The following is a 20,342-nucleotide window of genomic DNA, read 5'->3' on the forward strand; positions in this document are numbered from 1 at the left end:
GCATGACGCCGCCCGGCTGGTACGCCGACCCGCAGGCCCCGCACCTGGAGTGCTGGTGGGACGGACGGGCCTGGACCGAGCACCGGCGCACCCCGTCCGGCCTCCCCGCGCCGCCGGCCCCGGCGACCGGGGCGTCCGGACGGGCCAGGGCGGTCGCGCTGATATCCGCCGCCGCCGTGCTGGCGACGGCGATCGTCTCCGGCGCGACCGTGCTGCGCACCGACGAGGCGAGCGGCGGAGCCGACACCACGGTCCACGCCGCCCCCAGCGCGGCAGCGCCCCCGTCCCTCGTGGTCGACCAGCTCAACGGCATCACCCTGCCGGTGCCGGCCGGCTGGACCGGCTCCTCGTACCTCGCCCAGGACGACGTCGTGATGACCACCGACGGCACCTACGCCTGCCCGGCCGACACCGGCCGGTGCCGCCACGGCCAGGTCATCAGCCGTACGGCGGCCAGCGCCGACGGCGCCTCCCCGCGCACCGTCGCCGAACGGGACGTACCCGACGCGGCCGAGGCGGCGTACGGCCACGATCCCGGCGGCGGGCGGCCCTTCGGGGGCATCCGGTCCCACCGGGTCGTCAAGGCCGGGCGGGTCGCGGTGGCGGGCCGCGACGGCTACCTGGTGCGCTGGCGGGTACGGACGGCCGACGGACCGGGCGGCTACGTCCAGTCCCTGGCCTTCCCGTCCGACACCGGCATCCCGGCCCCGGTCGTCGTCCGGTTCGTCTTCGACGCGGGCCCGGACGGACCGCCGCTGTCCGACATGGACGCGATCACGAAGGGCATCCGCCCGGCGCGCTAGACCTCTACAGGAACGTGTGACCCTCACCCCGGTACGTCGGTACGGTCGCCGTCACCCGGTCGCCCTCGATCAGCTGCAGTTCGGCGAACCGCTCGCACAGCTCGCCCGCCTTGGCGTGCCGGAACCAGACCTTGTCGCCGATCAGCAGGTCGTCCGCCGCGGAGCCGAGCAGCGGGGTCTGCACCTCGCCGGGGCCCTCCTGGGCGTCGTACGACAGCCCCTCCGGCAGGTACGGCACCGGGAGCCGGTCCGGGCCCGCGGCGCCCGAGGCCGGGTAGCCGCCGCCGAGGACCGTGACGACCCCCACACCGGGCCGGCGCACCACCGGCATGGCGAACAGCGCGGCCGGCCGGCCGGTGAACGACGTGTAGTTGTCGAAGAGGCGCGGCACGTACAGACCCGACCCCGCCGCTATCTCGGTGACCGCGTCCTCCGCCGCCGTGGTCTGCACACTGCCCGTGCCGCCGCCGTTGACGAACTCCAGGTCCGGTGCCACCGCCCGGACCGCCCGCACCACCGCGCCGCGCCGCTCGGCCAGCTCACGGCGGGCGGTGGTCTGCATCAGCCGCACCGCGCGCGACCGCAGCGGCCGGCCGGCGACATCGTCCCCGACCCCGGCGATGTGCCCCTCGTATCCCATGATCCCGACCAGCTTGAACCCCGGCCGCCCGACCACGGTCCGGGCGAGGTCGGCGAGCTGGGCGGGGGAGTACAGCGGCGAGCGCCGGGCCCCGACCCGCACCCGCCCCCCGAACAGCTTCAGCGAGGTGTCCAACTCCAGGCAGATCCGGACCACTTCACTCCCGCCGTCCCGGGCGGCGTCGATCAGGTCGAGCTGTGCCGGGTCGTCGATCATCACGGTCACGGCGGCGGCCAGCTTCGGGTCGGCGGCCAGCTCGGCGAACCGGGCCCGGTCGGCGGACGGGTACGCCAGCAGGATGTCGTCGAACCCCGACCTCGCGAGCCACAGCGACTCCGCGAGCGTGAACGACATGATCCCCGCGAACCCCTCCTTCGCGAGGACCCGTTCCAGCAGGTGGCGGCAGCGGACGGACTTGCTGGCGACCCGGATCGGCTTGCCGCCGGCCCGGCGCACCAGATCGTCCGCGTTGGCGTCGAAGGCCTCAAGATCCACGATCGCGAGGGGGGCGTCCAGGTGGGCGGTGGCCCGGTCGTAACGGGCCCGGTCGGCGGCGCGCGCAGTCATGAAGGAAGCCTGCCAGACAGGATTACCGCAGGGTAGGGGGACGATCCGGGCAGATGCCCCGGGGCCGCGGACTGGTTCCCGTTCGCCCTCGGACAACCCGTAGAGTGACGCGCACGTACGGCGGAACGGACCCGGCCGCCTGACCCGCGCCGGGATGCGGATCCGCGCGTGCGGGTATGCGTGCCCGGGGGTGGACGTCTCCGCGCCGGTGAGCACGACGACGCGTACGAGGAGTTGGCCCGGGCACGAGGAAACGGGGGGCGCATGAGCAGTGAAGCGCGGCACGCCCCGATCCCGCGACGACCTTCGCCCGACCCCGCCCCGGCGAATTCCCCGGGGGAGCCCGCGCCGACGGCCGACGGAACCCGGCCGGGCAACGGCGGGACCGGCCAGGGCGACGTCCCGCACGCGTCCGGTGCGTCCGGCCGCGTGGACCGGCCGGGGTTCTTCGACCGGCCGAGCCGGGTGAACCGGTCGCAGCGGCCGGACGTATCCACCGGTGGGGCCGGGAGCTCCGGGCAGGACCAGCTGCCGGGACGGCCCGGCGGGCAGCAGAGTCGTGATGACCGGACGAGTCGGGGCGGTGCGGTGGGGCAGGGCGAACAGGATGCGGGGGACCGGGCCGTCGGCCGCTCGACGTCCGCCGAACGCATCGTTCGGCCCCGCTATCCCAACTTCCGTCCGCCGCAGGGCCCGCCGTCCCAGGGCGCGGCCACCGCGTCCCCGCCGCCACCGGCCTCGGCCCGCTTCCCGGACCTGCCCCCGGCGCCTTCCGGCCGGGAGACCGGCCGGGCCGTGCCGCCGACCTCCTTGGGCCGGGAGTCCGGCCGACCGGTGCCGCCCGCGTCCTCCGGGCGGGAGACCGGGCGTACCGCGCCGTTCCGGCTGTCCCACGGTCCGGGCCCGTCGCCACGGCGCACGCCGCCCGGGCCGGAACCGACCACCTCGCTACGCCCCCTGCGCGCGGCGGAGGAAACGGAGCCGTCGTCGGACGAGCGGCGTGGCACCGCAGGGCCGTCGTCCGCGCGCCCGGCCGCGCCGTCGAGCGACCCGGCCGGGGGCACGTCCGGTGCGACCGGGCCCAGACGGTTCGAACGGCCCCGCGGCGACTTCCCCGGCACGCCGGACTCGGGCAGCGCGTGGAGCCCGCACATGCGGACCTTCCCGGTACCGACGGCCCCGCCACGCCCCACGACGCCCCCTAAGGCCACCCCACCGCCACCCCGCCCGCCCCGGCCTCCGGCCGAAGGCACTCCGCCGCGTCCGGCCGACGCCCCGGCGTCCGGCACACAGCCGCGTCCGTCCGGCCCTCCGGCGACCGGTACACCCCCGCGTCCTTCCGGCCCTTCGGCGGCGGGCGCCGCACCGCGTCCGGCGGAGCCTGCGGCGACCGGCACACCTCTGCGTCCCGCGGGTCCTTCGGCGACGGGTAACGGGCCGCGTCCGGCGGAGCCTGCCGTGACCGGCGATCCCTCGCGTCCGACGGGCGCCGCGGCGCCCGGCACACCGTGGCGCCCGGTCGGCCCTCCGGCATCCGGTGCCGCACCGCGTCCGGCGGAGCCTGCGGCGACCGGCATTCCCCCGCGTCCGACGAGCGTCCCGCCGCCCGCTGCTCCGCCGCGTCCGACCGAGCCGCCGGCGCAGCCCGGCAAGGCCCCGGGGGCCGATGCGCCGAACCGGCCCGGTGCCCAGGCGCCCTCCGGCCCTCCGCGTCCGGCGGGGCTCCCGGACAGCGGTGTCCAGGCGCGGCCCGCGGCCTCGTCGGCGACCGGTACGGCGTTCCCGGCCGTCGACACTCCCGCACGGTCCGCGGCGGGAGCGCCGCCGCGACCCACGACTGCCCCGGCACAGCCGGCCGCGCCGGCCCCGGCCCACCGGGACTCCGGCACCGCGCCGCGTCCCGCCCCCGTTCCTCCTTCCTACCGCGACACCGCCCCGCCGGCCCACACCCTCGGCCCCGCCCCGGACCCCGCCATGTCCTGGAGCGCCTCCGCGGGAACTCCCGGCCGGGAGCGGCCCGTTGTGACGTTCGGTGAGCCCGAGGGGTACGACGAGCGTGGGCGGGGGCTGTCGTTGGTCGGTCGCGTGGCGCCTCGTACCGCCGCTGCCGCCGCCTGCATGGTGCTCGGCCTCGGACTCATCGGCGGCGCGGTGACCGGGGGCTGGATCGTCGACGACGACGGTGACACGACCGCGGCGACCAGCTTCAGCACCGCCTCCGGCCTGTGGCACAACGTGCCGGTCGACGAGCTGTTCCCGCCGACCGTGCAGGGCACCGGCGCCGGCCCCGGCGGAGCCGACCGCACCTGGACCCGGATCGCCGTCGCCCCGGCCGGCGGCTGCGCCGACGCCTTCGACCCGCTGCTGCGCAAGGCGCTCGCCCCCGTCGGCTGCCAGCGCCTGATCCGCGCCACCTACACGGACGCCACCCAGAGCTATGTGACGACCGTCGGCCTGCTGTTCACGAAGGCCGACCCGGCCGGGATGACCGCCCTCGCCAAGCGGTTCACCGACGAGCGTCTGGACCGCCGTACCGACCTGCTGCCCCGCCCGTACGCGGCGAAGAACACCGCCGCCGAGCGGTTCGGGCCGCACCAGCGCGCCTCCTGGACGATCTCCGTGCTCACCGACGCCCCGGTCGTCGCCTACGCGGTATCCGGCTGGGCCGACGGCCGTACCGTCGACACCCCGCAGCCCGCCGCCGACGCCGAGACGTCCGGTGCCACCACGGCCGCGGCCCAGGCCGGCCTCGGCAACGAGGCGCAGGGCCTGGCCGACCGGATCGAACGGCGACTGCGCCAGAACATCGCCGGCCCGGCAGCAACGGAGAAGCCCTCATGAAGCGCCGCGCAACCGGGGCCGCGGTGAGCCTGCTGCTCGCCGGTTCGCTCGCCCTGCTGCCGTCCACGACCGCGTACGCGGACAGCATCCGCGCCCAGCAGTGGGGCCTGTCCGCCCTGCACCTCGACGAGGCCTGGCAGACCACCAAGGGCAAGGGCATCACCGTCGCCGTCCTGGACACCGGCGTCGAGGCCGACCACCCGGACCTCGTCGGCAACGTCCTGGCCGCCAAGGACATGATCGGCTTCGGGGCCAAGCCCGGTGACCGCACCTGGGCCCGGCACGGCACCGCCATGGCCGGCATCATCGCCGGTCACGGCCATGGCGTCGGGAACGAGGACGGGGTGATGGGGGTGGCCCCGGAGGCCAGGATCCTGCCCGTCCGGGTCATCCTCGAAGACGGTGACAGCGCCCGCGGCAAGGCCCGCTCCACGCGGGGCAACGCCCTCGCCGAGGGCATCCGGTGGGCCGCCGACCACGGCGCCGACGTCATCAACCTCTCCCTCGGCGACGACTCCGACTCCGCGCACCCCGAGCCCAGCGAGGACGAGGCGATCCAGTACGCCCTGAAGAAGGACGTCGTGGTCGTCGCCTCGGCCGGCAACGGCGGCGACAAGGGCGACCACATCTCCTACCCGGCGGCCTACCCGGGCGTCATCGCCGCCACCGCGGTGGACAAGTTCGGCACCCGCGCCGACTTCTCCACCCGCCGCTGGTACGCCACGGTCAGCGCACCCGGCGTCGACATCGTCATCGCCGACCCGGACCACAAGTACTACGAGGGCTGGGGCACCAGCGCCGCCTCCGCCTTCGTCTCCGGCGCCGTGGCCCTGGTCAAGGCGGCCCACCCGGGCCTCACCCCGGCCCAGATCAAGAAGCTCCTGGAGGACACCGCCCGGGACGCCCCGGCGGGCGGCCGTGACGACTCCCGGGGCTTCGGCATGATCGACCCGGCGGCGGCGATCAAGGCCGCGGCCAGGCTGAAGACACAGAACCTGACGTCGGCGTCCTACGCCAGGAAGTACTTCGGCTCCGGCCCGGACCCGAAGGAGAAGGCGACCAGTGCGACGGACTGGGCGGCCCCGCTGGCCGGCGGCACGGGCGGGGTGCTGGCGGTGGCGGCGGTGGTGCTGTGGCGGGGCCGCCGCAGGACCGTCTGAAAAGCTTTGACTGTTGAAACGCCCCGAGGTGTAGCGCCCCCAAGGGGCGCGGGGAACTGCGCGACCAGCCCCCACGCAGCCGCAGTCGCCTCCGAACCTGTCGCCCCAACCCCTACTGCGAAGCCGAAGCAGACGCGGACGCAGACGAATCAGCTTCGGTGAACGACCCCACCGCCGCTTTCGCAGCCGCCTCCACCAGTGAAATCCCCTTCGCCTGGCTCACGGTCCCCTTGGACAGCACGGCGACCAGATAGTCCGTCCCGTCCACCGTCACCCGCCCGATGCTGTTGACGTCCCACAACCCCGTCGTGCTGCGCGCCAGCCACCCGTTCTTCAGCGCGAACTCCGAACCGTCGGCGGCGGCCGAGACGCCCCACCGCTGGTCCGACTCGACCGTCTTCATCAGCCCCTTGACGTACGCCTGCGAGGCCTCGCTCAGCTTCGAGTCGTCCCCGAACACCTGCTGGAGCAGGGTGAGTTGATCGGCGGCGGTGGTCTGCGTCAACCCCCACAGCGCCCCGTCGCCGCCCTCCGTGCCGGTCAGCCCGAAGCGCTTGTTCGCCGCGTCCAGGCCCGCCGCCTTGCCGATGATGTCCCACAGCTGAGACGCCGACGTGTTGTCGCTGTTCTCGATCATCTTCGTGGCGTACGCCTTCTCCGTCGCCGTCAGATGCCGGCCGGCGTCCTGCGCCTGCAGCAGCAGCGTCGCAAGGATGTCGACCTTGACGATGCTCGCGGTGTCGAAGGCCGAGTCGCCGTAGCTCGCGCTGTCGCCGGAGTCGAGGTCGAGGACCGCCGCCGAGACCTTCGCTCCGGACGGCACGGTCACCTTGCCCATCGCCGAACTCAGCAGCGCGTCCCGGTCCACGGCCGGCTCCGTCACGGGTTCCACCGATGCCTCCCCACTCGCCGCGACCGAGGCCGAGGAGGACGGCGTCGGCGACGCCGCCGAGGATACGGCGTTGCCGTGCGCGTGCGCCTTCACGTACACGGTGCCCGCCGCGGTGGCACCGACGACGGCGACCGTCGCGAGCGAGACGTAGAGAAGGGCCCGGCGCCGGGGCCGGCCGCGGCGCCGGGCCCGGCGGGATCCTGAGGTGGCTCTGGGGGACTCCATGCCCGCGATGCTCGGGGCGGGGACTGTGTGAGCCGTTTGCTGGACGTTAGAAGTAGGTCAGGGAAATCTGAGATTCCGGTGAAACCCGTGTCGGACGGGTTTCGGGGGCCGCACAAGCGCAGCAGCATCCCACCGATAGGGTCGGGGACCGTGGCGAACAAGAACATTCCAGACTCCGGCTACTCCGACGACGACGGCTCCGCCGACCCCCGGCTGACCGCCGCGCTGGCCGCCTGGGCCGGGGACCGCAGCGCCGTCGGACCGGTCCTGGAGGCGCTGAAGGACGCCCGGCTGCTGGTTCCGGTGGTCGCCGTGCTCGGCGAGGTCGAAGAGGACGAGAACGGGCTGCGCCGCGAGAAGACCAGCGACATGGCCGTCCCCACCCTGAAGGCGGGCCACCGCACCGCGCTGCCGGCCTTCACCTCCACCGCCTCGCTGGCCCGCTGGGACCCGGCGGCCCGGCCCGTCGCCGTACCCCTGCACCAGGCGCTCCAGGCAGCCGCGCACGAGAACGCCGACACGGTGGTCCTCGACCTGTCGGGGCCGGTGCCGTTCGAACTGACCGGCTCCACGCTGCTCGCCCTCGCCGAGGGGCGTACGACCACCGATCCGCTCGCCGACCCGGCCGTGGTCGGGGCCGTCCGGGCCGCGGTGGCCGCCGAGCCGGCCGTGCTCAGCGCCCACCTCGGGCCCGGGTCGGCCGACGGCACGCTGGCGCTGGTCCTCGACCCGGCCGCCGCGCAGCCCGCCGAGGCCGCCCGGGCGGTCGCCGAGCGGCTCGCCGCCGACGAGACACTGAGGGCCCGCCTGGTGCGCGGCCTCGACCTGGCACTGCTGCCGGCCGGGACCACGCCTCCGGGCGAGCCCTTGTACGTCAGGGACTGACCGCCGGACCGAGCGCTAGCCGTAGACCGGACCGGTGTACTTCTCGCCGGGGCCCTGGCCGGGCTCGTCGGGGACGATCGAGGCCTCGCGGAAGGCCAGTTGCAGCGACTTCAGGCCGTCCCGCAGCGGGGCCGCGTGGAAGGAGCTGATCTCGGTCGCGGACGCGTCGAGCAGCCCGGCGAGGGCGGTGACCAGCTTGCGGGCCTCGTCCAGGTCCTTGTACTTGTCGCCCTCCTCGGTCAGACCGAGCTTCACGGCCGCGGCGCTCATCAGGTTGACGGCGACCGTCACGATCACCTCGACCGCGGGGACCTCCGCGATGTCGCGGGTCATCTCGTCGAAGTCGGGCTGCCCGGCGTCACCGGGGCCGGGAAGGGGCGTCTCACTCATGCCCCACACGATAGGCGCAGAGGGGAGGGGGCTCTTACTTAGCCCCAGGTCGTCTCAATTAGCCCTGTCTCGGCTTTGCTGCTAGCCTTGTGTGACGACCGGCCGGACAGATATGCCTTACCGCTAGCTGAACCGGCCCACAAGTGGAGGCTCCGAACTCCCACCTGACCACCCTCTCGGGCGGCAGGTCACCGGTCAGACGGTCGCGTCGCCGCTAAGGCGACGGCGTTCCGTCCGATAGTGCGCCCCGCGATCCCCGCGGCGGTGCTCCGGTAGTTCGAGGAGCCCCGCCTGTGATCGTCTGGGGCATTTTTTCTGCTTCGGTGCGGTTAGGTCTTACGAAAACAGACGTTACGCGGCTGTCCGCCAGACCGCCGCGTGGTGCTACCGAGGAGGATCCATCAGCACCGAGCCCCGCATCAACGACCGGATTCGCGTTCCCGAGGTGCGACTTGTCGGTCCCAGCGGCGAGCAGGTCGGGATTGTTCCGCTTGCCAAGGCGCTGGAGCTTGCGCAGGAGTACGACCTCGACCTGGTTGAGGTGGCGGCGAGCGCGCGTCCGCCGGTCTGCAAGCTCATGGACTACGGGAAGTTCAAGTACGAGTCGGCCATGAAGGCCCGTGAGGCGCGCAAGAACCAGGCGCACACGGTCATCAAGGAAATGAAGCTCCGGCCGAAGATCGACCCGCACGACTATGACACCAAGAAGGGTCACGTCGTCCGGTTCCTCAAGCAGGGCGACAAGGTCAAGATCACGATCATGTTCCGTGGTCGCGAGCAGTCCCGGCCCGAACTGGGCTACCGACTGCTTCAGCGGCTCGCGGAGGACGTCCAGGACCTCGGTTTCGTCGAGTCGAACCCGAAGCAGGACGGCCGGAACATGATTATGGTGCTCGGTCCGCACAAGAAGAAGACCGAGGCCATGGCCGAGGCCCGGCAGGCGCAGGAGGCCCGCAAGGCGGAAGCGAAGGCCAACCCCGGTCGCTCGCAGAACGCCGCGGAATTCGACGCCGCCGAGGACGAAGCCGCCGAGGTCGAGGCCGCCGAGGTCGAGGCCGCCGAGGTCGAGGCCGCCGAGGTCGAGGTCGAGGCGCCCGCCGAGGAGCATGTCGAGGCGTGACCCCGGGGTAACCCGCCCCAGGTCAGCACCCAGGGGCGAGAGTCCCAGGATGTAACCGATACAAGAGCGACGTTCCGCCGTGCCCGGTTTAGCGACCGGGCACCGGAGCGCCACCGACGAGGAGATAACGGCGCTATGCCGAAGAACAAGACGCACAGCGGTGCCAGCAAGCGCTTCAAGGTCACCGGTTCCGGCAAGGTCCTGCGTGAGCGCGCCGGCAAGCGCCACCTGCTCGAGCACAAGTCGTCCCGCGTGACGCGCCGCCTCACCGGCAACGCCGAGATGGCCCCGGGCGACGCCGCGAAGATCAAGAAGCTTCTCGGCAAGTGACCCGCGGGTGCCTGCCGGCGCCCTGAGTCAGAAGTACCGGGACCCAAGTCGTTTCCGGGCCGCGTGAGTCCAACCGCGGCCCCGCTACAAGGAGTAAAAAGTGGCACGCGTCAAGCGGGCAGTCAACGCCCACAAGAAGCGCCGGGCGATCCTCGAGGCGGCCTCCGGCTACCGCGGTCAGCGTTCGCGCCTGTACCGCAAGGCCAAGGAGCAGGTCACCCACTCGCTGGTCTACAACTACAACGACCGCAAGAAGCGCAAGGGCGACTTCCGTCAGCTGTGGATCCAGCGCATCAACGCCGCTGCCCGCGCCAACGGCATCACCTACAACCGCTTCATCCAGGGTCTGAAGGCCGCGAACGTCGAGGTCGACCGCAAGATCCTGGCGGAGCTGGCCGTCAACGACGCCAACGCCTTCGCGGCGCTCGTCGAGGTGGCCCAGAAGGCGCTGCCGTCGGACGTCAACGCCCCCAAGGCGGCGTGACGCTGCGCTGGCTCTGAGCCGACGTGACTGAAGGACCCGCAGGCTGAATGGCTTGCGGGTCCTGCTGTTGCTGTCGCGGCCTTGTCCTTCGGCCGGGGGCCGGTGGGGGCTGGTCGCGCGGTTCCCCGCGCCCCTTACGGGGCACGTCGCAGCTGCGGCACCCCGGCAACGCGGGCGAGTGACACTGTCGGCCCGGCGGTAAGAAAGTTACTGATGTCTCCGAAGGTGAACGACAAGATGCCCACCCCCGAGCTGATCTCCCCCCGCTCCGCCCGTGTCGCCGCTGCCCGGCGGCTGGGGCGGCGGAACTTCCGGGGCAAGGACCGGCTGTTTCTCGCCGAGGGGCCGCAGGCCGTGCGGGAGGCGGCCGGGCATCGGGTCGGTGACGTGCCCACGCTGGTCGAGCTGTTCGCGACCGTGGACGCCGCGGAGCGGTACGCCGACATCATCGGAGAGGCCGGGACCGCCGGCGCCCGGATCCACCTCGCCTCCGAGGACGTCATCGCCGACATCTCCACCACCGTCACCCCCCAGGGGCTGGTCGGCGTGTGCCGGTTCCTCGACACCCCCTTCGAGGAGATCCTCGCCGCCCGCCCCCGGCTCGTCGCCGTCCTCGCCAACGTCCGCGACCCCGGCAACGCCGGCACCGTGCTGCGGTGCGCCGACGCGGCCGGGGCGGAGGCGGTCGTCCTGACCGACGCGTCCGTGGACCTGTACAACCCCAAGGCGGTCAGGGCCTCCGTCGGCTCCCACTTCCACCTCCCGGTGGCCGTCGGCGTCCCCGTCGAGCAGGCCGTGGCCGGGCTGAAGGGCGTCGGCGTGCGGATCCTCGCCGCCGACGGGGCCGGGACCGACGACCTGGACGACGAGCTCGACAAGGGCACCATGGGCCGGCCCACTGCCTGGGTGTTCGGGAACGAGGCCTGGGGGCTCCCGGAGGAGACCCGCGCGCTGGCGGACGCCGTCGTGCGCGTCCCGATCCACGGGAAGGCCGAAAGCCTGAACCTCGCCACCGCCGCCGCCGTATGTCTCTACGCATCGGCCCGTGCACAGCGCGCCTCCGGAGGGTGCCGTTCCGTCACCGAGAGCTAGTAGGGTGACCAGCTCGGGGGCCTGCTGCGCCGTCTGAGAGGTGGAGTACGGGGATGAGTGTCGGCACCAGCAACGCGCCGGGTGGCCGCGGCACCGGCCGTGTACCCGCACCCCGGCACGGCGACCTCACCGGGCTCGGCATCGACCCCGACGAACTGCCCGACGGCCTGGTGATCGCCGACGAGCACGGTCTGGTCGTCTGCTTCAACGCGGCCGCCGCCCGCATCACCGCCACCGCCCCCGCCGACGCCCTCGGCCGGCGCCTGGAGAAGGCCCTCCCTTTAGAGGATCTGGAGGGGCGGCGCTGGTGGCAGCTCACCGACCCCTACGGCGGCCTCGCCATCCGGGTCGGCCAGCCCGAGCGGAACCTCCTGCTGCCCGGCGGCCGGGAGGTGCTGGTGTCGGCCAGGTACGTGCGGGCCGAGCCGACCGGGCCCGTGCGCCGAGTCGTCGTATCGCTGCGGGACACCGAAGCCCGGCGCCGTACCGAACGCAGTCACGCCGAGCTGATCGCCACCGTCGCGCACGAGCTGCGCTCGCCGCTGACCTCCGTCAAGGGGTTCACCGCCACTCTGCTCGCCAAGTGGGAACGGTTCACCGACGACCAGAAGCGGCTGATGCTGGAGACCGTCGACGCGGATGCCGACCGGGTCACCCGGCTCATCGCCGAGCTGCTGGACATCTCGAGGATCGACAGCGGGCGGCTCGAGGTGCGCCGGCAGCCGGTGGACATAGGCGCGGCCGTCGGACGGCACATCCAGGCGTACGTCGCCGCCGGGCAGCCCGCCGACCGCTTCCTGCTCCGAGTCGAGCAGCCGCTGCCCGCGCTCTGGGCCGACCCCGACAAGGTCGACCAGGTCCTCAGCAACCTCATCGAAAATGCCGTGCGGCACGGCGAGGGAACCGTCACGATTGACATCACGGCCACGGCGTCCCCGCGCGAAGGGGAGGACGTCGGTACGTCGGTCACGGTGAGCGACGAGGGGCCCGGCATCCCGGAGGAGTCCATGAACCGCGTCTTCACCCGCTTCTGGCGGGGCAGCAAGCGCGGTGGCACCGGCCTCGGGCTGTACATCGTCAAGGGCATCGTCGAAGCCCACGGCGGCACCATCACCGTCGGACGCGCCCCCAGCGGCGGCGCCGAGTTCCGATTTACGTTGCCCGTGAGCGCGCCGGCGTATCTCGCCTGACGGCCCACGGGCTCTTCGTATACCTCCACCCCGTTAGACTCGGCCTTTGGCACCTTTGTGTCCTTCTCACGGCCCATCAACGGTCTCGGGGACCATCCGCCAGCCAATCGGAAGCACGGGAAGAGATGTCGGCACCGAATAAGTCGTACGACCCTGTCGAGGTCGAGGCGTTGAAACCGGAAGAGATCGAGCGCATGCGGGACGAGGCGTTCGCCGCCTTCGCCGCCGCGGACTCCCTCGACGCGCTCCAGGAGGCCAAGGTCGCCCACACCGGCGGCGCCTCCCCGCTGGCCCTCGCCAACCGCGAGATCGGCGCGCTGCCCCCGCACGCCAAGGCCGCCGCCGGCAAGCTGGTCGGCCAGGCCCGGGGCGCCGTGAACAAGGCCCTCGCGGGCCGCCAGGAGGAGCTGGAGGCCGAGCGCGACGCCCGGGTGCTGGTCGAGGAGGCGGTGGACCTCACGCTGCCGTACGACCGCGTCCCGGCCGGCGCCCGCCACCCGCTGACCACCCTGTCCGACCGCATCGAGGACATCTTCGTGGCCATGGGCTACGAGGTCGCCGAGGGCCCGCAGGTCGAGGCCGAGTGGTTCAACTTCGACGCCCTCAACATCGGCCCGGACCACCCGGCCCGCGGCGAGGCGGACACCTTCTTCGTGCAGGGCCCGGACGGCGGTACCGAGTCCGGTGTGGTGCTGCGCACCCACACCTCCCCGGTCCAGATCCGCTCCCTGCTCGACCGCGAGCTGCCGGTCTACGTGATCTGTCCCGGCCGCGTGTACCGCACCGACGAGCTGGACGCCACCCACACCCCGGTCTTCCACCAGGTCGAGCTGCTCGCCGTCGACGAGGGCCTGACCATGTCCGACCTCAAGGGCACCCTGGACCACATGGTCCAGTCGCTGTTCGGCGAGGGCATGAAGACCCGGCTGCGGCCGAACTTCTTCCCCTTCACCGAGCCCAGCGCCGAGATGGACATGCTGTGCTACGTCTGCAAGGGCGAGTCCGTCGGCAACCCCGACCGCCCCTGCCGTACCTGCTCCTCCGAGGGCTGGATCGAGCTGGGCGGCTGCGGCATGGTCAACCCGCGGGTGCTCAACGCCTGCGGTGTCGACCCGGAGAAGTACAGCGGCTTCGCCTTCGGGTTCGGCATCGAGCGGATGCTGATGTTCCGCCACAACGTCGAGGACATGCGAGACATGGTCGAGGGTGACGTCCGGTTCACCCGGCCGTTCGGGATGGAGATCTGATGCGGGTCCCGCTTTCCTGGCTGCGGGAGTACGTCGACCTGCCGGCCACCGAGACCGGCCGCGATGTGCAGGCCAAGCTCATTTCGGCCGGTCTGGAGGTCGAGACCGTCGAGCAGCTCGGCGACGGCCTCAAGGGCCCCCTGGTCGTCGGCCGGGTGCTGACCATCGAGGAGCTGGACGGCTTCAAGAAGCCGATCCGCTTCTGCACCGTCGACGTCGGCACCGCCAACGGCACCGGTGAGCCCCAGGAGATCGTCTGCGGCGCGCGCAACTTCGCCGTCGGCGACAAGGTCGTCGTCGTCCTGCCGGGGGCCGTGCTCCCCGGCGGCTTCGCCATCGCCGCGCGCGAGACGTACGGCAAGACCTCCCACGGCATGATCTGCTCCAGCGACGAGCTGGGCATGGGCGACGACGGCACCCACGGCATCATCGTGCTGCCGCCGGAGACCGAGGTCGGCAAGGACGCCATCGAGCTCCTGGAACTGGTCGACGAGGTCCTGGACATCGCCGTCACCGCCAACCGCGGCGACTGCCTGTCCATCCGCGGCGTGGCCCGCGAGACCGCCATCGCCTACGGCCTGCCGCTGAGCGACCCGGCGCTCCTCGACGTGCCCGGCCCGAACGCCTTCGGCTACCCGGTCCAGGTCTCCGACCCGCTCGGCTGCGACCGCTTCACCGCGCGCACCGTCACCGGGCTGAGCCCCGAGGCCCGCTCCCCGATCTGGCTGCAGCGCCGCCTGCAGAAGGTCGGCATGCGCCCGATCTCGCTCGCCGTCGACGTCACCAACTACGTGATGATGGAGCTCGGCCAGCCGCTGCACGCCTACGACCGCTCCCTGGTCCAGGGCACCATCGGCGTCCGCCGCGCGGCCGAGGGCGAGAAGATCGTCACCCTCGACGGCACCGAGCGGAAGCTGCACGCCGAGGACCTGGTCATCACCGACGACCGCGGCCCGATCGGCCTCGCGGGCGTCATGGGCGGCGCCAACACGGAGATCGCCGACCACGCGGACGTGGAGAACGCCACGACCGACGTGGTCATCGAGGCGGCCCACTTCGACGCCGTCGCGATCGCGCGCACCGCCCGCCGGCACAAGCTGTCCTCCGAGGCCTCCCGCCGCTTCGAGCGCGGTGTCGACCCGCAGGCCGCGGCCGCCGCCGCGCAGCGCACGGTCGACCTGCTGGTGCTGCTCGCCGGCGGCACCGCCGAGGCCGGTGTCACCGAGGTCATCGCGCCGTCCGCGCCGCACACCATCACCCTCGCGGCGAACCACCCCGACAGGGTCGCGGGCGTCGAGTACGGCCGGGAGACCGTCGTCCGCCGCCTCCAGGAGGTCGGCTGCGACGTCTACGGGCAGGACGAACTGCTCGTCACCGTGCCGTCCTGGCGGCCCGACCTGCTCGAACGGAACGATCTGGCCGAAGAGGTCATCCGCCTGGAGGGCTACGAGAACCTGCCCTCCACGCTGCCCAAGCCGCCGGCCGGCCGTGGCCTCACCCACCGGCAGCGGCTGCACCGCCGGGTGGGCCGCGCGCTGGCCGGGGCCGGCTATGTCGAGGCGCCGAACTACCCGTTCGTCGGCGAGCAGGTCTTCGACCAGCTCGGTCTGGCCGCCGACGACCCGGCCCGCCGCGTCGTCAGGCTGACCAACCCGCTCAACGACGAGGAGCCCGCGCTCCGCACCTCGCTGCTGCCGGGCCTGCTCGGTGCGCTGCGCCGCAACGACGGGCGCGGTGCGCACGACCTGGCGCTGTTCGAGACCGGCCTGGTCTTCCTGCCGCGCGAGGAGCAGGGCATCGCCGGTCACCTGCCGGTGGACCGCCGCCCGACCGACGCGGAGCTCGCCGCGCTGAACGCGGTGCTGCCCGAGCAGCCGCGCCATGTCGCCGTCGTCCTCGCGGGCGCCCGCGAGCAGGCCGGCTGGTGGGGCAAGGGCCGTCCGGCCGACTGGGCCGACGCGGTCGAGGCGGGGCGCGCGGTCGCGCGTGAGGCCGGGGCCGAGCTGATCGTCCGCAAGGGCCAGTACGGGCCGTGGCACCCCGGCCGGTGCGCCGAGCTGGTGGTCGTCGCCGACGGCGCCGAGCAGGTCGTCGGCCACGCCGGTGAGCTGCACCCGCGCGTGCTCAAGGCCCTGGGGCTGCCCGCGCGCACCTGCGCGATGGAGCTGGACCTGGACGCCCTGGAGCAGGTCGGCGACGGCACCCCGCAGGCGCCGAGCATCTCGACGTTCCCGGTGGCCACGCAGGATGTCGCCCTCGTGGTGGACAAGCCGGTGCCGGCGGCGGAGGTCGAGGCGGCGCTGCGCGAAGGTGCCGGTGAACTCCTTGAGGCCATCCGGCTGTTCGACGTGTATGTCAACGACGAGCAGCTCGGCGGCGGGAAGAAGTCGCTGGCGTATGCGCTCAGGTTCCGGGCCGGTGACCGGACGCTGACGGTCGATGAGGCGTCGGCGGCCCGTGACGCTGCGGTTGCCCTGGCGGGGGAGCGTACGGGAGCGGTGCTGCGGGGCTAGGCGCCGTAGGGGGAACTGTTGTCGGCCGGCTGCGGGTTCGTTGTGGCTGATCGCGCAGTTCCCCGCGCCCCTGACGGGGCGCTGCCCCTCGCGGCGTGAAACATGTACTGCCACCTGCATAAATGCGGGTATCTCGGTGGTGGTCACTCATTTGGGTGAGATCCATCCGAGACATGGCCCTTTCGGGGCATGCCGTCGACAGAATCGGACCGGCCTTTCGGGGTCGGTCCGTCTGTTCTGTCAGGCGCCTACATGGGGGCCATTGGCATGATCCGCAGCAAAGCCGGAGTTCCCCGCAGCAGGCGGCCCCGGACGAATGCACGGCCCGGGCGCCGTGCTCTCGCCCTGGGGCTGCCCACGGTGTGGGGAGCCGTCGCGGTCGGCTACAAATTCGGATGCCCGCTGGCCGAGCAGACCGGGCTCGGCGCGCGGATCGTCACCAGCGCCGTGTTCTTCGCGGTCGGCACCGGGCTGATACTGCATGTCCGCCGGGCCCTGCTCCGGGAGTTGCGGCAGGCCCGCATGGTCGCCGGCGCCGCGCAGAGCGTGCTGCTGCGGCCGCCGCCGCCCCGGCTCGCCGGGCTGAACGTCGCCGCCCAGCTCTCCGCCGACCGGGGCGCGAGCATCGGCGGCGACCTCTACGAGGCCGTCGCCACCGAACACGGCGTACGGGTCGTGATGGGCGACGTACGCGGGCACGGACTGTCGGCGATCGGTACGGTTGCCGCGGTTCTCGGCAGCTTCCGCGAGGCCGCCCACGACGAACCCGAACTGGAGCGTGTGCTCGGCCGCCTGGACCGCGCCCTCGCCAGACACCTACGCGAACGGGCCAGGGCCGAGCATCCGTCCAGCGGCCAGGACCCGGACAGCCCGGTGGCCGAGGAGTTCGTCACGCTGCTGCTGCTGGAGATCGCGGGAGACGGCGAGCTTCGGGCGATCAACTGCGGTCACCCATGGCCGTACGTGCTGAGCGGTGCGCGAGTGGAGCCCCTGTCACTGGCCGATCCGCTTCCGCCCCTCGGGCCCTTCCCGCTTCCGGCGGACCTGACCGCCACGCCCTGTGGCCGACTGCACGCCGACGAGTCCCTGGTCCTGTACACGGACGGCGCCGAAGACGCCAGAGACGCCCGGGGCCGCTTCTTCTCCTTGCCGGAAGCCCTGGCGGAAGCGGTGCGAAGCCACCCGGTCTCCCCTCAGACCATCCTCCGCACGGTTTTCACCGCCCTGCTCCACCACACCAACGGCCGCCCGACCGACGACATCGCACTCCTGGTGCTACGCAACGAACGCAGGCACCAACACGCCTGCTTGGGGGCGCGGGGCGATGACATCAGCGGCTCCGCCGCGCGGGCGCGAGCAACCACAGCGCACCCGCAGCCGACAACGCACGGCTAGCCCCCGAACGTCGGCCAACCCAACGGCCAGGCCACCGCACTGTACGAGGGGGAGCCGGCGGCCCGGCCGGCCTCTTGCGAGGCAATTAAGTCAACCGGCCCGACACGCTCCGCGACAGTGCGCGCACGCTACGGATGCGCGCACTTCGTTCACACCCCGTGTGAACGCAACCGCACTACGCTGACGGCACCAGGCCACTCGGGGGGCATCCATGCAGCCCAACTCTCTGCTCGACGCGATCCTGGACGAGGCGGGGATCTCGCACGCCGGGCTCGCCGCCCACGTCAACCAGGCGGGCCGGGCCCGTGGACTCTCGCTGCGCTACGAACACACCGCCGTCGCGCGGTGGTTGAAGGGCCAGCGGCCGCGCGGCCAGGTGCCGGACCTGATCTGCGAGGTGCTCGCCGCCCGGCTGCACCGCCAGGTCACCCTCGACGACATCGGGCTCGGCGTCCCCGGCGAACCCAGCGTCCCGCACGCTACCTCGCTCTCCGGTTTCGTGGAGCGGGCCACCGCCCTGTGGCGCTCCGACGAACAGCAGCGCCCGCACATACTCGGCGCCCCCGCCGTCACCGGCACGCCCGCGGTGATGCCGGTGTGGGAGTGGGAGAACCCGCCTGAGGACGTGGACGTCTCGCGTGGCGGGCGGCACCGGGTCACCCAGGCCGACCTGGAGATGCTGCGTGCCGCCCGGGCCCACTACGAGCAGATGTACCGCAAGGCCGGCGGCATGGCCACCCGCACCCGGATCGTGGGTTTCCTCAACGCCGAGGCGGCGCCGCTGCTGCGCGGCAGCTACACGGATGCCACGGGGCGTCAACTGCACCGGGCGACCGGCGGGTTGGTGGCGATCGCGGGCATCTGCGCGTACGACTCCGACGCGCACGGGCTGGCCCAGCGCTACTTCCACCAGGCGCTGCGGCTGGCAAAGGCCAGCGGGGACCGGGGACTCGGCGCCTACGTCATCGCACTGCTCGTCAACCAGTCGCTGTTCATGCGGGAGTTCCGGCAGGCCGTCGCCTTCGCGGAGGCCGCGCTGCGCACCGCCGGCAAGCACATCACCCCCGCCCTCGCCTCTGACCTCTACGCGATGCAGGCCAAGGCGTACGCCCACCTCGGCGACGGCACGAGCGCGCTGTCCTGCATCCGGCGGGCCGAGACGGCCGCCGAACGCATCCGGCGGGGCCACGAACCCGACGAGACCGGCTATGTCCAGCCCGGTCTGGTCAATGTGCAGGTGGCCGAGGCGCTGCTCAGCCTCGGCGAGCTCGCCGCCGCCCGGGAGCATGCCGCGGCCGCCGTCGACAACCCCGCCCACGACCGGGGGCGGGTGCACCGGCTCGCCATGCTGAGCACCATCGAACTGCGCCAGGGAAACGCCGACAACGCGGTGGCCACGGCCGTGCAGATGGCCGAGCAGGCCCGCGGAATGGAGTCCCAGCGCCTGCGCGACAGACTCCGCGCGGTACGCGAGCACCTCGTGCGCAGCGGCGGTGTGGGAACCGCCGAGGCCGCCGAACTGATCGACGGCGCACTGCGCGTACCGCTCTAGGCGCGGTAGGCCTTCAGAGCCGCTGCTGCGATATTGCCACTTACTCGGCGGAAGGTGGCAGAACCGTGCAGTGGACGAAACAGAACGAACAAACTGTGTATGAAAACCGCTGGTTCAGCGTCAATCTCGCAGATGTCGAGCTGCCGGACGGCCGGCACCTCGACCACTTCCTGATACGGCTGCGGCCCGTGGCCGTGGCGACGGTGGTCAACGAGGCGGGCGAGGTCCTCCTCCTGTGGCGCCACCGTTTCATCACCGACAGCTGGGGCTGGGAACTCGCGGCGGGAGTCGTCGAGGACGGCGAGGACATCGCCGTCGCGGCCGCCAGGGAACTGGAGGAGGAGACCGGCTGGCGGCCGGGAACCCTGCACCATCTCATGACAGTGGAGCCGTCCAACGGCCTCACCGACGCCCGGCACCACATCTACTGGTCCGACGAGGGCGAGTACGTCGGACACCCCGTGGACGACTTCGAATCGGACCGCCGGGAGTGGGTCCCCCTCAAGCTCGTCCCGGACATGATCGCCCGCGGGGAGGTCCCGGCCGCCAACATGGCGGCCGCGTTACTCCTGTTGCATCACATGAGGCTCACCGACGACTAGTGGGCCAGCGCCTGCCAGACCGTGACGACGAGGGCGCCCAGTGCGGTGAGCGCGGCGATGGAGGGCAGGGGCCAGCGGGCGTGTTCCAGCGAGGCCAGGCGGGTGTTGAGCTCGTCCAGTTCCTTGGCGGTCTCCTTGGTCCGGTGGCTGAGCAGGTTCAGCCCTCCCTCGACCTGGGCGTAGGCCACATCGAGGCGACGACGTAACTCTGCGAGTTCTCCTTGGACCACGGGATGCTCCGGTTCGGCGGTCACGGTCCACTCCTTTGCGTGATCGAGGGTGTTGTTCCGCATCCCTTTACATGCGCATGAAGAGTGAACTCGCCTGGTGAGCGTGTGGGGAGAGTGTGCGAAGGGCATATGCGTGCCCGTGGTGCACACGGTGTGTGAAACACGCGGGCCCGGCACCGGTGAC

19 protein-coding genes are annotated in these 20,342 nt (G+C 72.5%); 14 read left to right on the plus strand and 5 right to left on the minus strand.

Going from position 1 to position 20,342, the window contains the following annotated elements; genetic code table 11:
• Nucleotides 1-2: 2 nt before the first annotated feature.
• The gene (locus KVT45_RS23030; RefSeq protein WP_217550618.1) at nt 3-803 is read left to right on the plus strand and encodes a DUF2510 domain-containing protein; all 801 of its coding nucleotides are present in this window, start codon (nt 3-5) and stop codon (nt 801-803) included.
• 4 nt (nt 804-807) lie between these two features.
• On the opposite strand, the gene KVT45_RS23035 is transcribed toward KVT45_RS23030, so the two are convergent.
• Together KVT45_RS23035 and KVT45_RS23040 are read right to left on the minus strand one after the other, a co-directional pair.
• A complete protein-coding gene (locus KVT45_RS23035) occupies nt 808-2,010 on the minus strand; it encodes an amino acid deaminase/aldolase (RefSeq protein WP_217550383.1) in 1,203 nt (400 codons plus the stop codon).
• Between the two features lie 665 nt (nt 2,011-2,675).
• Complete coding sequence (locus KVT45_RS23040; RefSeq protein ID WP_217550385.1) at nt 2,676-3,164, minus strand: hypothetical protein; 489 nt, start codon at nt 3,162-3,164, stop codon at nt 2,676-2,678.
• 868 nt (nt 3,165-4,032) lie between these two features.
• On the opposite strand from KVT45_RS23040, the gene KVT45_RS23045 reads away from it, so the two are divergent.
• Entirely contained in the window at nt 4,033-4,851 is an 819-nt protein-coding gene (locus KVT45_RS23045) for a hypothetical protein (RefSeq protein ID WP_217550387.1), read from the plus strand.
• A complete protein-coding gene (mycP, locus tag KVT45_RS23050; protein WP_217550389.1) occupies nt 4,848-6,011 on the plus strand; it encodes a type VII secretion-associated serine protease mycosin in 1,164 nt (387 codons plus the stop codon). Before KVT45_RS23045 ends, mycP begins: the two co-directional genes overlap by 4 nt.
• 112 nt (nt 6,012-6,123) lie before the next feature.
• Here the strand turns inward: mycP and KVT45_RS23055 are convergent, their stop codons facing one another.
• The gene (locus KVT45_RS23055) at nt 6,124-7,128 is read right to left on the minus strand and encodes a serine hydrolase (RefSeq protein WP_217550391.1); all 1,005 of its coding nucleotides are present in this window, start codon (nt 7,126-7,128) and stop codon (nt 6,124-6,126) included.
• A gap of 150 nt (nt 7,129-7,278) precedes the next feature.
• On the opposite strand from KVT45_RS23055, the gene KVT45_RS23060 reads away from it, so the two are divergent.
• Nucleotides 7,279-8,013, plus strand: coding sequence for an SseB family protein (locus KVT45_RS23060; protein WP_217550393.1), 735 nt, complete (start codon nt 7,279-7,281; stop codon nt 8,011-8,013).
• 15 nt (nt 8,014-8,028) lie between these two features.
• Here KVT45_RS23060 and KVT45_RS23065 read toward each other — a convergent pair whose 3' ends face one another.
• The gene (locus KVT45_RS23065) at nt 8,029-8,403 is read right to left on the minus strand and encodes a DUF1844 domain-containing protein (protein WP_217550395.1); all 375 of its coding nucleotides are present in this window, start codon (nt 8,401-8,403) and stop codon (nt 8,029-8,031) included.
• A 400-nt stretch (nt 8,404-8,803) separates the two neighbouring features.
• Here KVT45_RS23065 and infC point away from each other — a divergent pair, with 400 nt between their 5' ends.
• From infC to KVT45_RS23115, 10 genes are all read left to right on the plus strand, one after another.
• Nucleotides 8,804-9,523: a translation initiation factor IF-3 gene (infC, locus tag KVT45_RS23070; protein WP_217550620.1), complete on the plus strand. Its 720-nt coding sequence runs from the start codon at nt 8,804-8,806 to the stop codon at nt 9,521-9,523.
• A 135-nt stretch (nt 9,524-9,658) separates the two neighbouring features.
• A complete protein-coding gene (gene rpmI, locus KVT45_RS23075) occupies nt 9,659-9,853 on the plus strand; it encodes a 50S ribosomal protein L35 (protein WP_016576627.1) in 195 nt (64 codons plus the stop codon).
• A gap of 100 nt (nt 9,854-9,953) precedes the next feature.
• Entirely contained in the window at nt 9,954-10,337 is a 384-nt protein-coding gene (rplT, locus tag KVT45_RS23080; protein ID WP_020938960.1) for a 50S ribosomal protein L20, read from the plus strand.
• Nucleotides 10,338-10,574: 237 nt separating this feature from the next.
• Nucleotides 10,575-11,429 (plus strand): RNA methyltransferase, encoded by an 855-nt coding sequence (locus tag KVT45_RS23085; protein WP_217550622.1) that lies wholly within the window; start codon nt 10,575-10,577, stop codon nt 11,427-11,429.
• 53 nt (nt 11,430-11,482) lie between these two features.
• Nucleotides 11,483-12,619, plus strand: coding sequence for an ATP-binding protein (locus KVT45_RS23090; RefSeq protein WP_217550397.1), 1,137 nt, complete (start codon nt 11,483-11,485; stop codon nt 12,617-12,619).
• 125 nt (nt 12,620-12,744) lie between these two features.
• Nucleotides 12,745-13,866, plus strand: a complete 1,122-nt coding sequence (gene pheS, locus KVT45_RS23095) for a phenylalanine--tRNA ligase subunit alpha (protein WP_217550398.1) — start codon at nt 12,745-12,747, stop codon at nt 13,864-13,866.
• A complete protein-coding gene (pheT, locus tag KVT45_RS23100; protein WP_217550400.1) occupies nt 13,866-16,379 on the plus strand; it encodes a phenylalanine--tRNA ligase subunit beta in 2,514 nt (837 codons plus the stop codon). The genes pheS and pheT overlap by 1 nt, the downstream gene beginning before the upstream one ends.
• 267 nt (nt 16,380-16,646) lie before the next feature.
• Entirely contained in the window at nt 16,647-17,774 is a 1,128-nt protein-coding gene (locus KVT45_RS23105) for a PP2C family protein-serine/threonine phosphatase (protein ID WP_217550402.1), read from the plus strand.
• A gap of 211 nt (nt 17,775-17,985) precedes the next feature.
• The gene (locus KVT45_RS23110; protein ID WP_217550404.1) at nt 17,986-19,326 is read left to right on the plus strand and encodes a transcriptional regulator; all 1,341 of its coding nucleotides are present in this window, start codon (nt 17,986-17,988) and stop codon (nt 19,324-19,326) included.
• A gap of 65 nt (nt 19,327-19,391) precedes the next feature.
• The gene (locus KVT45_RS23115) at nt 19,392-19,928 is read left to right on the plus strand and encodes an NUDIX hydrolase (RefSeq protein WP_217550406.1); all 537 of its coding nucleotides are present in this window, start codon (nt 19,392-19,394) and stop codon (nt 19,926-19,928) included.
• On the opposite strand, the gene KVT45_RS23120 is transcribed toward KVT45_RS23115, so the two are convergent.
• On the minus strand, nt 19,925-20,182 hold the full coding sequence (locus KVT45_RS23120) for a hypothetical protein (RefSeq protein ID WP_189264734.1): 258 nt from the start codon (nt 20,180-20,182) through the stop codon (nt 19,925-19,927). The genes KVT45_RS23115 and KVT45_RS23120 overlap by 4 nt on opposite strands.
• Nucleotides 20,183-20,342: the final 160 nt, after the last annotated feature.

Origin of the sequence: Streptomyces sp. GbtcB6, assembly GCF_019091475.1 — a bacterium.
GTDB classification, from domain to species: domain Bacteria; phylum Actinomycetota; class Actinomycetes; order Streptomycetales; family Streptomycetaceae; genus Streptomyces; species Streptomyces hyaluromycini.

Excerpts from the sequence above, each read along its gene's own strand:
- KVT45_RS23030 (WP_217550618.1), top strand. The coding sequence starts at position 3 with ATGACGCCGCCCGGCTGGTACGCCGACCCGCAGGCCCCGCACCTGGAG.
- KVT45_RS23035 (WP_217550383.1), bottom strand. The coding sequence starts at position 2,010 with ATGACTGCGCGCGCCGCCGACCGGGCCCGTTACGACCGGGCCACCGCC.
- KVT45_RS23040 (WP_217550385.1), bottom strand. The coding sequence starts at position 3,164 with ATGTGCGGGCTCCACGCGCTGCCCGAGTCCGGCGTGCCGGGGAAGTCG.
- mycP (WP_217550389.1), top strand. The coding sequence starts at position 4,848 with ATGAAGCGCCGCGCAACCGGGGCCGCGGTGAGCCTGCTGCTCGCCGGT.
- KVT45_RS23055 (WP_217550391.1), bottom strand. The coding sequence starts at position 7,128 with ATGGAGTCCCCCAGAGCCACCTCAGGATCCCGCCGGGCCCGGCGCCGC.
- KVT45_RS23065 (WP_217550395.1), bottom strand. The coding sequence starts at position 8,403 with ATGAGTGAGACGCCCCTTCCCGGCCCCGGTGACGCCGGGCAGCCCGAC.
- rpmI (WP_016576627.1), top strand. The coding sequence starts at position 9,659 with ATGCCGAAGAACAAGACGCACAGCGGTGCCAGCAAGCGCTTCAAGGTC.
- KVT45_RS23085 (WP_217550622.1), top strand. The coding sequence starts at position 10,575 with ATGCCCACCCCCGAGCTGATCTCCCCCCGCTCCGCCCGTGTCGCCGCT.
- KVT45_RS23090 (WP_217550397.1), top strand. The coding sequence starts at position 11,483 with ATGAGTGTCGGCACCAGCAACGCGCCGGGTGGCCGCGGCACCGGCCGT.
- pheS (WP_217550398.1), top strand. The coding sequence starts at position 12,745 with ATGTCGGCACCGAATAAGTCGTACGACCCTGTCGAGGTCGAGGCGTTG.
- pheT (WP_217550400.1), top strand. The coding sequence starts at position 13,866 with ATGCGGGTCCCGCTTTCCTGGCTGCGGGAGTACGTCGACCTGCCGGCC.
- KVT45_RS23105 (WP_217550402.1), top strand. The coding sequence starts at position 16,647 with ATGATCCGCAGCAAAGCCGGAGTTCCCCGCAGCAGGCGGCCCCGGACG.
- KVT45_RS23110 (WP_217550404.1), top strand. The coding sequence starts at position 17,986 with ATGCAGCCCAACTCTCTGCTCGACGCGATCCTGGACGAGGCGGGGATC.